The sequence below is a fragment of the Arthrobacter sp. Y3223065 genome (genome assembly GCF_059090885.1).
In genome coordinates this window covers 190,743-205,090 of sequence record NZ_JBNHGC010000003.1, presented here as the reverse complement: position 1 = coordinate 205,090, position 14,348 = coordinate 190,743, and the positions used below count along the sequence as shown (strand labels likewise).

Here is a 14,348-nt window from a genome sequence, read left to right as displayed (position 1 = left end):
ACCTTCCGGTGCGCCTTTTACCGCTCCGGGCACGCCGCAGCGAAAGCACGAAGAGGACTCATGCTCGTCGATCTCCTGATCCGCAACGCCCGCATTCTCACCCAGGACCCCGGACAACCGGTGGCTAAAAGCCTGCTGATCCACGACGGGAAGGTGCTGGCACTCGACGTCGACCCGCAGTCCATCCCCGGCGCCCGGAGGGTCGTCGACGCCGCCGGAGCGGTCATCGTGCCTGGCTTCAATGACGTGCACGCCCACAGCGTGTGGTTCGGGCTTGGCCTGATGGAAGCGAACCTGGGGACCGTCGCGAGCCTCGAAGAGGCTTACGCGGTCATCGCTGACGCCGCGTCCACGCTGGCGGAGGACGAATGGGTGGTGGCCTCCGGGTACAGCCCGCTGCTGCACGGCGGCGCCCAGCCTGACCGTGACCGGCTCGATGCTGCCTCCGGCGGCCGCCCGGTATGGATCAAGCACTCCTCAGGCCACGCCTGCAATGTTAACGGCGTCGCACTCAATGTGATCACCGAACACGGTGCCGACCTTGCGGCGCCGATTGATGGCGGCGTCGTTGTCACGGATGCCCAGGGCCGGCCCACCGGGCTGCTGGAAGAGAACGCCATGCGGCTGGTGCAGGAGATCATGCTGCCTTACCCGCTGGCGACCATCGAACGCGCGCTGGACCTTGCGACCACGCACTATCTGACCGAGGGCATCACCAGCGTCACCGACGCAGGCATCGCCGGCGGCTGGATCGGCTACTCGCCGCGGGAGTTCGCCGCCTACCAGAGCGCGCGGGACAAGGGGCTGCTGAGCGTCCGAATGCAACCCATGCTGGTTTTGGATGCCTTGCATCAGGTTCCCGGGCACGCGGCAGACCCGGTTTCGCGCGGGCTCGACGCCGGCATCCGCACCGGTTTGGGGGACGATTGGCTCCGGTTGGGACCGGTGAAGATCTTCAGCGACGGCTCGCTGCTGGGCAGCACCGCCTACGTCACCGAAGAGTATGTTGGCTGTCCCCATAACCACGGCTACCTGCAAATGGACGCCGAAGTGCTGCGAGCATCGTCGCTCGAGGCGTACCGGGCCGGCTGGTCCATCGCCATGCACGCGATCGGCGATCACGCCATCGACCACGCGATCGACATCATTACCGAAGCCCAGGAAACCTACGGCCGCAAGGCGGTGCCCAATAGGATTGAGCACGGGGGCGTGATCAGGCCGGAGCAGCTGGACCGCATTGCCGCGGCCGGGATTGTCCTGGTCCCGCAGCCGCACTTCATCACCGAGTTCGGCGACGGCATGGCCAGGCTGCTTGGCCCGGAACGGACGGCCACGTCCTACCCGGCCAACGGCCTGCTGCAGCGCGGCGCCACGCTGCCGGGCAGCTCGGACCGACCGGTGTCCAACGGCCGGCCGCTCGACGTGATGCAGTCGTTCGTGCAGCGGCTGACCCCGTCCGGCGAGGTGTACGGTCCCGACGAGCGGATCAGCGCGGCCGAGGCGCTGGCCGCCTACACCGCCGGTTCCGCGGCGGCAACGGGAACCGGGGACACCAAAGGCCGGCTGGTGCCGGGCATGCTGGCCGACCTCGTCTTCCTGAACCAGGATCCCACCGCCGTCGAGCCATCGCGCATCGGCGCCACGCAGGTGCTGGCCACCATGGTGGGCGGCGAGATCCGCTTCGGCGCGGAGAACTTCCCGGCCCACGAAACCGCGGATGCGGCCATGGCATCGACCGGGGAGGAAACCCGATGAGCACGACCGGCCAGGAATTTCTTGACGACTTCGCCGCCATGTCCGGGTTCGGCGCGACCGACGGCGGCGGCGTGGACCGGCAGGCCGGAACGCCGGCGGATCACGCCACCCGCCGGTGGTTCGGCGAGTGGCTGTCACGGCATGGCTTTACGGAAAAGGTAGACGCCGCCGGAAACCAGTTCGGCACCCTTGAACTTGTGCCCGGTGCTCCCTATGTATTGCTCGGATCGCATCTGGACTCCCAGCCGCTGGCCGGGCGCTACGACGGTGCCTACGGTGTGCTGGCCGGTGCCCACGCCGCGGCCCGCGTCGCGGGCGAAGCTGCCGCCGGCGGGGTCGAGCCGGTCTACAACGTGGCCGTGGTCAACTGGTTCAACGAGGAAGGCAGCCGCTTCGCGCCCAGCATGATGGGCAGCTCCGTCTTCACCGGGAAGCTGCCCCTGGAACAGGCGCTCGCCACCCCGGATCCGGCCGGGACCACGGTCGCCGCGGCTCTGGCCGCCGGCCACCGCGCTGCCGATGACGGCGCCCCCGGGCTGGCCGATGTGGCCCGGTACGCCGAAATCCACATCGAACAGGGCCGGAGCCTCGAGGAGACCGGCACACAGGTCGGAATCGTGGACCGTACCTGGGCGGCCAGCAAGTACCGCGTTACGGTCGACGGGGAGCAGTCCCATACCGGCTCCACCCGGATGGAGGACCGCCGGGACGCCCTCTACGGAGCCGCGCTGGTCATCTCCGCCGCCCGCGATCTCGCCGCGGAGTTCGCCCCCGGGCAACTGCACACCTCGGTCTCCGAGATGTACGTGTTGCCCAACTCGCCGGTGACCATTGCGCGCCAGGCAGTCATGAACCTGGACCTGCGGTCGCCGGACGAGGACGTCCTGGCCCGCGCCATGGAGTTGCTGGACAAGCGGATCGCCGAGGCGGAGGCGGCCTCCCGCACGACGGTCGCCCTCGAGCTGACCCACCGGTGGGGACTGGTGTCCTACCAGCCCGCGGGCGTGACGCTCGGCATCGCCAGCGCCGAGCGGCTCGGGTTCAGCCATACGGGCATCATGACCGTGGCCGGGCACGACTCGACCAACATGAAGGATGTCGTGCCGACGGTCATGCTCTTCGTCCCCAGCGTCGAGGGCATCTCGCACAACGAAGCCGAATTCACCCGGGATGACGACGCCCTGCGCGGCGTGGAGCTGCTGACCGAAGTCGCGCGGCGGCTGGTTCGCGGGGAGCTCACAGCGCAATAGCACTCCGGCGCGATTAGGGGCTGTCCTCCGAAGCATTGCGGCGGAGAACCCAGACGTTGTCCTCGCCGTGGCGCTCGAAGGTGACAGTGCTGACCAGGGCATGGATCAGGTTGAGCCCCCGGCCGGACTCCGACTCCGCGTCAACGTCATGCCCATGCGGGTTCGAGATGCCGGGGCTGGAAGGTGCCGCACCGATTTCGGAAATACGTGCTTCCAACCGGCGGGACCAGACGGTGATTTCGACGCCGAGCTGGAGGGGAGTTTCGGAAGCAGGGACGGCGTGCTGGACCACGTTGGTGGCGGCCTCGATGACGGCAGTCGAGAAGGCCATGCGGTCCAGCTCGGGGACGAAGCCGGCTTTTAGCCAGAGCGTCTCGAAGTCCTCGTGCAGGGCCTCGACGGTTTCTGCCGTGGCCAGCCCCTGGCGTGCGGTTCTGGCAAGGACCTCAGTCATCGGAAAACGCCGCGTCGACGCTCTGGTACGGAGTCAGCACGCGGTGCATGCTGGTCAGCTCAAGCACCATCTGGACCTGCGGCTGCACGTTCGCGATGCGGAGGTCCCCTCCGGCCTGGCGGGCAATCTTCAGGCAGCCGATCAGCGCTCCCAGACCGGACGAGTCCATGAATTCCGTGCCTGCCATATTCACCACCACATGGTGGTTTCCTTCGGCCACGACGGCCGCAACCACTTCCCGGAGGCGGGGTGCGGCGACCATGTTCAGCCGGCCGCTCCCGTTGACTTCGGCGTAGGCGGGCGTGGTCTCAACGGTGAACTGCATCCACGTTCCTTTCGTCGGGCTTGAACCCTTTGTACCTGACGGCCTTGACCAGCACGCTCAGGATCAGCAAATCAAAGATAACCCAGGCCACGTTCACCAGCGTGCCCACGGGTTCGTTCAGCCCGGCGGCCAGTCTTGCCGCTCCCGTCAGGAGGGCAGCAACCAGCAACGCCATGATGACCAGCTGGGGTGTGATCAGGTTCCAGCTGCTCCCCTCGGACTGACGGGCCTTGGGAGTGACGGCAAAGCCGAGGGGGCGTCCCAGCCACACATTGCGGGCCGCCGTCGTGCACGCCCGGATCCAAGTGGGGAAGAGGGCAAGGCTGTACTGCTGCCCGCGCCAGGTGCTGACGCCCTTACCGACGACGGCGAACAGCAGTTGGTTGACCACCATGAACGGGATGAACCGGATGAAGAAGTCCGTGCTCAGGCTGTTGACGGGGAGGATGCCCAAGGTGAGGTAGATGATCGGCGCGGCGAAGTAGACCACGGCGGCAAAGCCGCTGAGGTAGCTCCACATCGTGGAGAAGTACATCAGCCGTTGGCCGAGTTTCAGTCCCCGCTGCGCCAGCGGGTTCTCGCGCAGCATGACCTGGACGGTGCCCTGGGCCCAGCGCAACCGCTGGGTGAGCATGGTCTTGAGGTCCTCCGGGGCCAGACCCTGGGCGAGGACCTCGTGGTGGTAGACGCTGTGCCAGCCCATCGAATGCAGCCGCATCGAGGTCGCCATGTCCTCTGTCACGGAGATAGTGGCCAGCGGCATCACCGGCTGGGCTTCGTCGGGGCGTTCTATGGAGACGGCGTCCAGCACGGCCTGCACTGATCCCAGCGCCCCCAGCGGGGACCAATCCCGCCGGGACATCCGCTCGACTGCGCCGTCCAATTCGTCCGGCTCGGGCGCACCCACCGTGCCCCCGAGCTCCAGGGCGGCGATCTCTGCCAGGTCCGCTTCCACGGCCGCGAAGTTCTCTGCGACCAAGGACCGCACGGCGTTGTCGACCTTCTTCCGGAGGTCATAGGTGATCTCACTGAGCGATCCGCCGCCGCGGAGCTTGGAGCGGGCCGTGTCGGTGGCCGCCTCCACGTCGTCGAGCAGCATTGCCACCAGCGGATCTGCCGCTTCCGGGGACCTTCGGGCCTTGCGGATGGCTCTTCGGGCTCCTGTCAAGGCACGGTGGACCCCGCGGTCCACTTCGGACACGTAACCGGCCAGGCCCAGCTGCATCAAAGCTTCGCGCCTGAGCAGGGCGTTCGAGCCGCAGAAGAACGCTGCGTTCCAGCCGTCTTTGCCTTGCTGGATGGGCCCGTAGAACAGGGGGGCCTGGCTGCCCAGCGGATCGTCGACTGGAACGTTGCTGAAGTACTGCGGGGTCTGGACGAGGGCGACCCGGCGCTGGTTGAAATACCCCAGCGTCTTGTCCAGGATGTCGGGCTGAGGGACCTGGTCGGCGTCGAGGATCAAGATGAATTCCCCGCGGGTCATCATCAGCGCGTTGTTCAGGTTGCCGGCTTTGGCGTGCCTCGGCTTGTCCGCCCAGTCGCCGGTGCGGGTCAGGTAGCCCAGCCCGTGACTGGCGGCGAGTTCGCCGAGTTCCGGCCTGGCGCCGTCGTCCAGAATCCAGGTGCTGTGGGGATACCGGATGTCCCGCGCCGCCAGCGCGGTAGCCATGACCAGGCCCAGCGGCTCGTTGTAGGTGGTGATGAAAACGTCGACGGTGGCGTCCGCAGGCGGTGGCGGCGGCGCTTTGCGCTCTCGGATCCGCCAAACTGTCAGGCCGAAGAGGGTGACGTCGATCAAGCTGAACGTTTCGGCCAGAACCAAGGGGACGGCAATCCACCAGGCAGACCAGTTCAGCGAGTCCAGCCAACGCCACGTCAGATAATTGGTGCCCAAGATGACAGTCAGGACGACGAGCACCCGCGTGGCGAAAGCTTTCACTATGACCCAACTTCGGCGATGCTTGGCGGGCAACGGCGCAACATCACCGCAGTGACGTCGTCGGCCACAGCTGTGCCCGCCAAGTCCAGTACGGCTTCGCACACGTCCCGCGGGGAGTCGTGGACCGCCGCGACGTCGGCCACCGCGTCCATAGCCGCATCCACCGAATCGAAGGCGTCCAGGAGTCCGTCGCTGAGAACCAGGAGCGAATCCCCGGGGGCCAGCACCAGGCTGCACGCGGTCCACGTGCTGCCAGGTACAGCACCTACTGGCGGACCGCCCGAGGGCAGGCGGCGCAGTCCGTCGGCGTACAGGTGCAGCCCGAGACCGTGGCCGGCGTCCACGTACTCCACGGTTCCGCTGTCGGAGTCCAGCCGCGCGTGGAAGATTGTCACAAACGAGGATGACTGCCCCAAGTCCCACTCCAGCGCTTGACTGGCCGCGTCGAACGCCCGGTTGAGGTCCGCATGCCGATTTGAGGAGCGCAAGACCGCGCGGACGGTGGCCGCGATGAGGGCGGCGCCCATGCCCTTGCCCATCGCGTCGGCAACGGTGAGCTGCAGGCCGTTTTCCGTGGCGCACCAGTCGAAGAAATCACCGCCCACATTCCGGGTCGGCCGGCAGCGGCCATCCATTTCATAGTCAGGGAGGCGGAGCGGCTCACCGGGCAGCAGGCTGCGCTGGACCTCGGCGGCGCGTTCCTGGTCGGCGCTGCTTGGGGCCGCGTCGGCAGGTTGGCTGCGCGGACGGCGGAAGAGCGCTCCGATCCTCGCCTGCAGCTCACGAGGGCTGAACGGCTTGCTGATGTAGTCGTCCGCGCCGGTTTCCAATCCGTTGAGCCGGTCGATTTCGTCCACGCGGGCGGTGACCATCAGAATGTAGGCGTCCGAAAACGCGCGGATTTGCCGGCAGACTTCCATGCCGTCGAGATCCGGCAGGTTCAGGTCCAAGGTGATGAGGTCCGCCCCGCCGTCTCGGATGAGGTCAAGCCCCTCCTGCCCGGTTTCCGCCTCCGCGACGGTGAAGCCCTGGTCGGCCACAATCTGGGTCAACAGCCTGCGAATGTCGGGATTGTCCTCGACTATGACGGCACGGCGGTTGCTCGGGACTGCAGGCATGTTTTCATTAAGGCGTCAATCCTCCCATTTGTCACATCCATCACTGCAGAAACCCGTCCGCGACCACCACATTGGAGTTTCGCCGCCGTGGATAAAGTCCTCGACCTGCTGACCCTGCATCGGGTGAAGTTCCACGCCCTCTCACTGCGCGGGCGGGTCGTGATGAGCCAGTTGCCGCTGTCTATCACCATGCTGTTTCTAGGGGTGGGCACCTGGCTTTTTTCTTCCCCGCTCCTAGCGAACCCGCTGTTCGGTCTCAGCATGGGTCTCAACGCCGTGTTGCTGGCGGCGTGTTTTTTCGTTCCGTGGGAGAAGCTGCCCTACCCGTCCTTCCTGATCATTCCGCTGCTGGACTTCATTCCCATCGGCCTGCTGCGCGAGGGCGCCGGGTCGTTCCTGACCGGGGTGGGACTGCTTGCCGCGTTCCCCGTGATTTGGCTGGCAGCCTCCGGTCAACTCCCGCGGCTGTCCGTGATCGGCGGTGCGCTGGCCGCCCTGGCGATGGTGTGGATTCCGGTGTTCCTCAAGCAGCCTGCCGTCACTGTCGAAGCGTTAATTCACCCGCTGCTCATCCCGTTCATGATGCTGGCCATCGGAATCACGGTGCGGGTGATGACGGCGAGCATGATGGAACAGCAGCGGGTGGTCGAGGCCAAGGACGCCGAGCTGCGCAGTCTGCTGGAAGCCAGTGGCCGGCGTGAACGGCTCCTCTCCGCCGTCGTGGGAGCGGTGGATGTGGGGGTCCTCGCGGTCGATGAAGACGGCAATACGATCCTGCGCAACCGCCGGCAGGAAGAGCTGCGACGCCTGGTGCTGCCGCATGGCGACGAGGACGCACCGGAGTCCCGGCTCGAGCTCTACACCGACGGCGGCACCACGGTCATCCCAGCCCAGGATCGGCCCATCTCCCGCGCAGTGCGGGGCGAATCGTTCTCCGAGTACCTCGTGTGGATGGGCCGGCCGCCCGGGCAGCGCGTGCTCTCATCGTCCGCCCAAGCAATGGTTGACGACAGCGGCCGGCGAGAAGGAACCGTCCTGGCTTTCAGCGACGTTACCGAACTGGCGGCAGCGATGGACGCGAAAAACGAATTCCTTTCCAACGTTTCCCACGAGTTGAGGACGCCGCTGACCTCCATCCAGGGGTATGCCGAATTGCTGGCCATGAAGCCGGACTTGCCGCCAAACATGGTCTCAGGGCTGGAAACCATCACCAGAAATTCGGACCAACTGCTCAAACTGGTCAACGATCTGCTGGGCACAGCGGCAGGCGTGTCGGAGCTGCAGCCGGTGCCGGCGGACCTTGGGGAAATTGCCGGTCAGGCGGTGGCGGCGGCAGAACCCCGGGCTGCGGCCGGCAGAGTCCAGCTGTCCGCGCACTTGCCGCGGAACCTGGACGTGGTCTGCGATCCGGCGCGGATCCGGCAGGTGTTGGACAATCTGATCTCGAACGCCATCAAGTATTCCCCGCAGGGCGGCGACGTCACGGTCAGCTGCACCGGAGTCGACGGAGTGGTGCAGTGCAGGGTGGCGGACCGGGGCATGGGCATGGACGTTGAGGAAGGCAACAACGTCTTCACACGCTTTTTCCGCAGCGCCGCGGCCCGCCGCAGTTCCATTCCTGGACTGGGCCTGGGGCTTGCGCTGTCCAAGGACATCGTGGAACGCCATGGCGGGACGATTACGTGCGAGAGCGAGCGCGGCGTTGGCAGCGCGTTCACTCTTACTCTGCCCGTCGCCGGACCGCCCCGGGAAAATGAACTCGAAGCCGCTGACGCCAGCAACCAAAGCACCACCGTTGGCGCACGGCAAGAGCCGTGACCCCTTTGGGAGCGTCCGCTGCCCCTTGCGGCGGAGTTTACTCTTGGCAACACTTGTTTCACCGGGGAAACTCCCCGTCGCAGTTGGCCATGCTGCAACAAGGAGGCCGCCATGGGCGCCGCCGCACTGCATACTCCCTCCAATGATCAGGTCCTTGAGGCCGCGGCGGGCATTGTCGGGGCTTTCGCAGCTACAGACACCGATCGCTACTTCGCGGCGTTCGCCCCGGATGCCAGCTTCGTTTTCCACACGGAACCGGCGCGTCTGGACAGTCGCGACAGGTATGAGGCGTTGTGGGCGGGGTGGCTCGCCGAGGGGTGGCGCGTGCTCGCCTGCGGATCCACGAACCAGCACGTGACGGCCTTCCCCGGCGGCGCGGTCTTCGTGCACGATGTGGCAACGACCGTTGCCCTGCCGGGCGGCGAGGACTCGTACCGTGAGCGTGAAACGATCGTCTTCCGCTACGGCGACGGCGGTCTAATCGCGGTGCACGAGCACCTCTCGCCGATGCCGCCCGCGGAGCAAGTCCAAGCCCCGCCTCCTTAAATTCATTTCGTCCCGAGGACCATCATGAACCTCTACCAGCGCCTCGATACCCACCTGCAGCAGAATGCGGACGGCTTCGGTCCCATCCGCGGCACATTGTCGACGCCCCGCATCGGAATGATCTGGCTGGCCGCCAACTTCGTGGTCACCACCCTGCTGACAGGCACGCTGTTCATCCCCGGCATCGACTTCGGCTCCGCCATCTGGCTGATCGTCATTGGCACCTTGGCCGGCGCCGTTGTGCTGACGCTGATCGGCAACATCGGTACCCTGACCGGCCTGCCCACCATGGCCATCACCCGCGGGGCCTTCGGCACCCGCGGCAGCCTGTTGCCGGTGGCCGCCAATGTGATCATCCTGATGGGCTGGAGCTGGGTGCAGGCCATGCTTGCCGGAGTCACCGTCAATTACGTGGTGGCGCAGCTGACCGGCTTCTCCAACCCCATCCTGTTCGCCGTGCTGTGCCAAACCCTGGTCGTCTGCCTTGCCATCCTCGGGCACGAAGGCATCGCGAAGGTAGAACCGTGGCTCGCCGTCGTCATTCTCGCGATCATGGTGTACGTCTTCACCACCGCCTTCACCACGTTCGGCCCGGCAGAGTTCGGCGGCATCGGCGTCGACGCGTCGCTCGGCTACACCAGCTTCGTGGTGCTGGACATCGTGATCGCGACGGCCATTTCCTGGACCGTTCTGTCCGCGGACTTCAACCGCCTGGCCAAATCCAGCCGCGCGGGCATCCTTGGCTCCGGCATCGGCTACACCGTTTCCACGGTTCTGGCCATGTCGCTGGGCGCCACCGCCATTGGCTACGTGATTCTCTCAGGCGAGCCGGCCGCCGAGTTCGATCCCACCGTCATTGTGGCTGCCTTCGGCACGCCGCTGGCCATTGTGATCTTCATGTCCGTCATGGCCACCAACACGATGGTGGTCTACGGGATGGTCACCACGATCGTGAACGCCCAGTCCCGGTGGAAGCTCCGGTTCCTGCCTACAGCCCTGGTGGTCGGCGTCATCTCGATAGCCGGTTCCACCTGGTTGGCCCTGTTGAACCAGTTCACCGACTTCCTGGTCACGATCAGCGCGTTCTTCGTGCCGGTGTTCGCGATCATGATCGTGGACTACTACATCATCAAGCGCCGGAGCTACAACCGCGACATCCTGAGCGAGGGAGGCGGACGGTACTGGTACACCGGCGGGGTGAACTGGGCGGCCATCGCGGTGTGGGTCATCGGCGCCGCGGCCTCCTACGTGCTGACCTACCTGTGGCCCAGCCCGGTCGGTGCCACCATCCCTGCCTTCTTGCTCAGTTTCCTGCTGTACCTGGCCCTGTCCATCAGGAGCCGAGAACGCTTCGCCGGCGAACGGGCCGGCCACCTGGCTGAACAGCCGGGAGCGGTGCCCGGCGCCGAATTGCCCAGCGCCGGGGGAGACTGAGCGGGCCGTGAGGTGCGTGGACCTGACGCATCCCGTCTCCTCGGGGATGCAGGTCTTTCCCGGGGACCCGCAGGTGAAGATCGCCCGTGCGCTGACCATCAGGGAGAACGGAGTGGAAGTCTCCGAACTGCAGCTGGGCAGCCATGCCGGCACCCACTTCGATGCTCCATGCCACAGCATCGAAGGCGGCCGGACCACCTCCGAGGTGTCGCTCGACGAACTTGTCGGTGAAGCCCTGGTTTTGCAGGTTCCGCGCCTTGCCGCGGGGGAAGAAATCCGCTGGCACCAGCTGGCCAGCCAGGTGCAGGGAAACGTGCCCGCGATCGTCGTAGTGGCTACCGGGTGGGACCGCCACTTCGGCACCGAGGCCTACTTGGACCACCCTGTGCTGTCCCGGGCGGCAGCCGATGAACTCAGCCACCGGGGCATGCGCGTGCTGGCCGTGGACACGCTGAATCCCGATCGCACCCTGCAGCCTGCCGAGACGTTCAGCCTCCCGGTGCATGAGCTGGTGCTGGGATCCGACGGCCTGATCGTGGAAAACATTCGGCACGCCACCACGCTGCCCGTCCGCTGCCGGGTCGGCTTCTTCCCGCTCAAGCTGACCGGAACAGATGGAGCTCCGGTCCGCGCCGTCGCCTGGACGTAGCCTCGAACGACGGCGGAGCCCGCCTCTGGGAGGTGGACTCCGCCGTCGTTGTGGCCTTACGGTTTCAGTCCTTGGGCGTGGACTTGGCGGGGTCGACGAAGGGCTTTTGGACGACCTGGCCTTCGCGGACTCCCTGGGGCGTGTGGATGGACAGCGTGGTGCCTTCGCTGCTGAGGTTGATCGGCACCATGGCCAGGCCGATGTTGCGTTCCAGGCGCGGGGAGTGGCAGGCGCTGGTGACCTCGCCCACGGGGGAGCCGTCGCCGATCGAGACCGGGAAGGGCTCGATCATGGAGCCGTCGTTGTAGCTGCCCAGCGGTTCGCCGCCGAACTCCACGCCGACCATCAGCCGGTCAATGCCCTTCTCCCGGATGCGGCCGAGCGCTTCCTTGCCCACGAAGTCCGCTTCCTGGTCCAGATCCACCATCCAGTTGTAGTCGTAGCCAACTTCCAGCGGGTTGGTCCTCAGGGTGATGTCGCAGCCGTAGGCCAGCATGCCTGCCTCGATGCGGCGCATGTGGCAGGGCCCGATGACCCGCAGGTCGTGCGCCTGGCCTGCTTCCCAAATGGTGTCCCAAAGGCGGCCGGCGTTTTCGGTGGCGTTGTAGAGGTAGATTTCGTAGCCGACCTCGCCGGTGTAGCCGGTCCGGCTGACCACCACGTCCATGCCGTTCAGGGTGTGGTGCTGCATGTAGTAGTACGGCATGTCCAGGATCTGCGGGCCGAACAGGTCGGACATCAGCCCCTTGGCCTTGGGGCCCTGGATCTGGACGGGCGCCACATCCACTTCTTCCACGGTGACGTCCCAGCCGCCGGCGTGCGCCAGGCCCATGGCCCATAGGTGCACGTCGCTGTCCGCCAGCGAGAGCCAGAACTTGTTTTCCTCGACGCGCAGCAGGATGGGGTCGTTGATGATGCCACCGTCGGGCGCGGTGATGAAGGCGTACTTGCACTGGCCCACCTCGCACTTGGTCAGGTCCCGCGGGGTAAGCATGTTGGTGAAGTCGAAGGCCTGCGGGCCGCTGATCTGCAGCTGCCGCTCCACGCCGACGTCCCACAAGGTGACGTCATTCAGGAGTGACCAGTACTCGCTGACCGGGTCGCCGTAGTGGCGCGGGTGGTACGTGTGGTTGTAAACGCTGTACGCCGCGACGCCGTGCTCCCGCGACTTCCAGAAGTAGGGCGACTTGCGCAGCCGGGTGTAAAGCGTGATGGCCGGGTTGGGGTTGACGCGGGATGAATCGGTGCCGTTGATCTGGGCGGAGCCAGAATCGAGAATCTCCGACATGTGGGCTTCCTCCTTCGAGGTTCTGGCGCCAGCCGGACCTGAAGTAAGTTGCGCATGGTGCGCAACTTTGCGCCATGTGAGACTGCCATCGTGGCAGTCGCGCCACCGGGGAGTCAAGGGGTAGCCCCGACCGCTTGCCCGCCGCCGCTGTGTCCCATCCGCGGGGCGGCCCAAGCCTCCGCGAGGGGCTCCACCAGCCGGGATTCCCGGGTACATAGGCCGCACGCGTGAGATAATTGAGACAGCCAAGCTCGCGGGTTCGGGGCGGGTCCATCCGCATGGTCTCGAACCGGTCCGCGTGCTCACTGATACCGAATCCCCGGTTTTGCACCGCAGGTTCGGAGGTGGGACGACCGTCTGGCGCGAGGGCCCTGCGGCCCTCCGTCCACTGATGTCGAGTGTGGCGCTCGTGCGAATCAGAGGACTCTTGAATGCATTTTGCTGAAGGTCAAACCCTTGTTCACCCACACCACGGTCCGGCCATTGTCCAAGGCATCAGGACCCGGCCCCTGCGGCAGGACGCGGAATGCCGCTACGTCATGCTGGAGGTCAAGAACTCGAACCTGACGGTCGGCGTTCCGGTCGAGAAAGCCGAGCAAGTCGGCCTGCGGGCAGTCTTCGACGAGGGACAGCTGGAAGCACTGTTCGACGTGCTGCGCGCCCCCTCCCAGAAAGAGGATCCGCAGTGGTCCCGGCGCTTCAAGGACAACCAGGAACGGCTCCGCACGGGGGACATCTTTGTGATCGCCGGATTGGTCCGCGACCTCACCCGGCGGCTGCACGCCAACGGCACGATGTCCCACGCCGAGAAGGACATGCTGCAGTACGCCAAGAAGCCGCTCGTCACGGAGATTGCCCTGTCCAAAGGCATCGGGCTGGAGGAAGCCGAAGAGATCCTCGATGCCGTGGCGACCTGCCCGGTGCCGGCGGCGGAGGAGCTGGCCGCCAGCGCCTGAACGACGGCGCGCATGGCGGTGCGCATGACGGCACACGACGACGGCGCACGACGACGGTGCGACGGCCGCGGGGCAGGCGCGACTCGCGACGGGTCAGGCGCGGGTTACGACGGCGTCAGGCGCGGACCAGCCGGGATGCCGCGGCCAGGTCATGCGTGGCGTGGTCGTACGCGATGGTGAGCGCACCGCCGTCGTGCTCGAACTCGTGGTTGGAGCCGTCCGGGAGGCCATACGCCCCGTAGTTTTCCTCCCACGAGCCGTTCAGCGCGAACTTGAAGGCATACCGGCCGGCGGGCAGCTCGGCGTCCAGCTTCCACAGGCCGTCGGAGGCATCGAAGAGCATTTGCACCGCCCCGTCGGCCGGTTCCCAATCGCGTTCGGCGCCGAGCAGCACGCCAAAGTCGCCAACTACGGCGACTCCCGCAGGCTGTCCGGCGGGAAGCGTGGGCTCCGCTGCCGGCGGCGACGGTTCCGGCAGCGGGGTCCCCGCGGCGAGGGCCGTGGCCAGGTCCGCCGCGTCGGGAAACGCGGTGACGGCCAGCAGCCCGTCCTCGGTGATGGCCCACCCGCCGCGGCCCTTGGACATCCAGCCGGCTTTCACCAGCCGGGCGGTCGCCGTCGTCAGGTTTTTGAATCCGCGGGGCACGCCGCCGCTGAGCAACTCCTGCGCGTGCGCGGTCGGCGGCACGCGCCGCAGCGCCTCGCTGATGACTTCCCTGGCGTCCGGCCGGGTGCCGGTCGCGGCTGCGGCCGCCAGAATCTCGAGGACGGGTTTGAGACGCAGATGGGTCTTGAGCATGGCCGTGGCTCCTTCGC

General features: G+C 66.5%; 13 protein-coding genes. 7 read left to right on the top strand and 6 right to left on the bottom strand.

The features are described from left to right. Window positions 1-60 precede the first annotated feature (60 nt). Together AC5RUK_RS09575 and AC5RUK_RS09570 are read left to right on the top strand one after the other, a co-directional pair. Entirely contained in the window at window positions 61-1,755 is a 1,695-nt protein-coding gene (locus AC5RUK_RS09575; RefSeq protein ID WP_494152007.1) for an amidohydrolase, read from the top strand. Next, window positions 1,752-3,005 (top strand): M20 family metallo-hydrolase, encoded by a 1,254-nt coding sequence (locus AC5RUK_RS09570; protein ID WP_494152006.1) that lies wholly within the window; start codon window positions 1,752-1,754, stop codon window positions 3,003-3,005. Before AC5RUK_RS09575 ends, AC5RUK_RS09570 begins: the two co-directional genes overlap by 4 nt. Window positions 3,006-3,018: 13 nt before the next feature. Here the strand turns inward: AC5RUK_RS09570 and AC5RUK_RS09565 are convergent, their stop codons facing one another. From AC5RUK_RS09565 to AC5RUK_RS09550, 4 genes are read right to left on the bottom strand one after another with little or no spacing between them, the layout of a single operon-like run. Beyond that, on the bottom strand, window positions 3,019-3,459 hold the full coding sequence (locus AC5RUK_RS09565; RefSeq protein WP_494152005.1) for an ATP-binding protein: 441 nt from the start codon (window positions 3,457-3,459) through the stop codon (window positions 3,019-3,021). Beyond that, window positions 3,452-3,784, bottom strand: coding sequence for an STAS domain-containing protein (locus AC5RUK_RS09560; protein WP_494106755.1), 333 nt, complete (start codon window positions 3,782-3,784; stop codon window positions 3,452-3,454). Before AC5RUK_RS09560 ends, AC5RUK_RS09565 begins: the two co-directional genes overlap by 8 nt. Next, complete coding sequence (locus AC5RUK_RS09555; protein ID WP_494152004.1) at window positions 3,768-5,723, bottom strand: glycosyltransferase family 2 protein; 1,956 nt, start codon at window positions 5,721-5,723, stop codon at window positions 3,768-3,770. Before AC5RUK_RS09555 ends, AC5RUK_RS09560 begins: the two co-directional genes overlap by 17 nt. After that, window positions 5,723-6,841, bottom strand: a complete 1,119-nt coding sequence (locus AC5RUK_RS09550; RefSeq protein WP_494152003.1) for a PP2C family protein-serine/threonine phosphatase — start codon at window positions 6,839-6,841, stop codon at window positions 5,723-5,725. Before AC5RUK_RS09550 ends, AC5RUK_RS09555 begins: the two co-directional genes overlap by 1 nt. A gap of 87 nt (window positions 6,842-6,928) precedes the next feature. Here AC5RUK_RS09550 and AC5RUK_RS09545 point away from each other — a divergent pair, with 87 nt between their 5' ends. The 4 genes from AC5RUK_RS09545 (at window position 6,929) to AC5RUK_RS09530 (ending at window position 11,288) form a co-directional block, all read left to right on the top strand. Further along, window positions 6,929-8,659 carry a sensor histidine kinase gene (locus tag AC5RUK_RS09545; protein WP_494152002.1) on the top strand — a complete coding sequence of 577 codons (1,731 nt, stop codon included), beginning with the start codon at window positions 6,929-6,931 and terminating at the stop codon, window positions 8,657-8,659. Between the two features lie 111 nt (window positions 8,660-8,770). Further along, on the top strand, window positions 8,771-9,205 hold the full coding sequence (locus tag AC5RUK_RS09540; protein ID WP_494152001.1) for a nuclear transport factor 2 family protein: 435 nt from the start codon (window positions 8,771-8,773) through the stop codon (window positions 9,203-9,205). Window positions 9,206-9,229: 24 nt separating this feature from the next. Further along, entirely contained in the window at window positions 9,230-10,639 is a 1,410-nt protein-coding gene (locus tag AC5RUK_RS09535; RefSeq protein WP_494152000.1) for a purine-cytosine permease family protein, read from the top strand. Between the two features lie 16 nt (window positions 10,640-10,655). Next, the gene (locus AC5RUK_RS09530) at window positions 10,656-11,288 is read left to right on the top strand and encodes a cyclase family protein (protein ID WP_494151999.1); all 633 of its coding nucleotides are present in this window, start codon (window positions 10,656-10,658) and stop codon (window positions 11,286-11,288) included. 64 nt (window positions 11,289-11,352) lie between these two features. On the opposite strand, the gene AC5RUK_RS09525 is transcribed toward AC5RUK_RS09530, so the two are convergent. Next, window positions 11,353-12,576, bottom strand: coding sequence for a glycine cleavage T C-terminal barrel domain-containing protein (locus AC5RUK_RS09525; protein ID WP_494151998.1), 1,224 nt, complete (start codon window positions 12,574-12,576; stop codon window positions 11,353-11,355). A gap of 431 nt (window positions 12,577-13,007) precedes the next feature. Between AC5RUK_RS09525 and AC5RUK_RS09520 the strand changes: the two genes are divergently transcribed. Further along, the gene (locus AC5RUK_RS09520) at window positions 13,008-13,532 is read left to right on the top strand and encodes a CarD family transcriptional regulator (protein ID WP_494106748.1); all 525 of its coding nucleotides are present in this window, start codon (window positions 13,008-13,010) and stop codon (window positions 13,530-13,532) included. Window positions 13,533-13,647: 115 nt separating this feature from the next. On the opposite strand, the gene AC5RUK_RS09515 is transcribed toward AC5RUK_RS09520, so the two are convergent. Beyond that, window positions 13,648-14,331: a pullulanase X25 domain-containing protein gene (locus AC5RUK_RS09515; protein ID WP_494151997.1), complete on the bottom strand. Its 684-nt coding sequence runs from the start codon at window positions 14,329-14,331 to the stop codon at window positions 13,648-13,650. Window positions 14,332-14,348 lie beyond the last annotated feature (17 nt).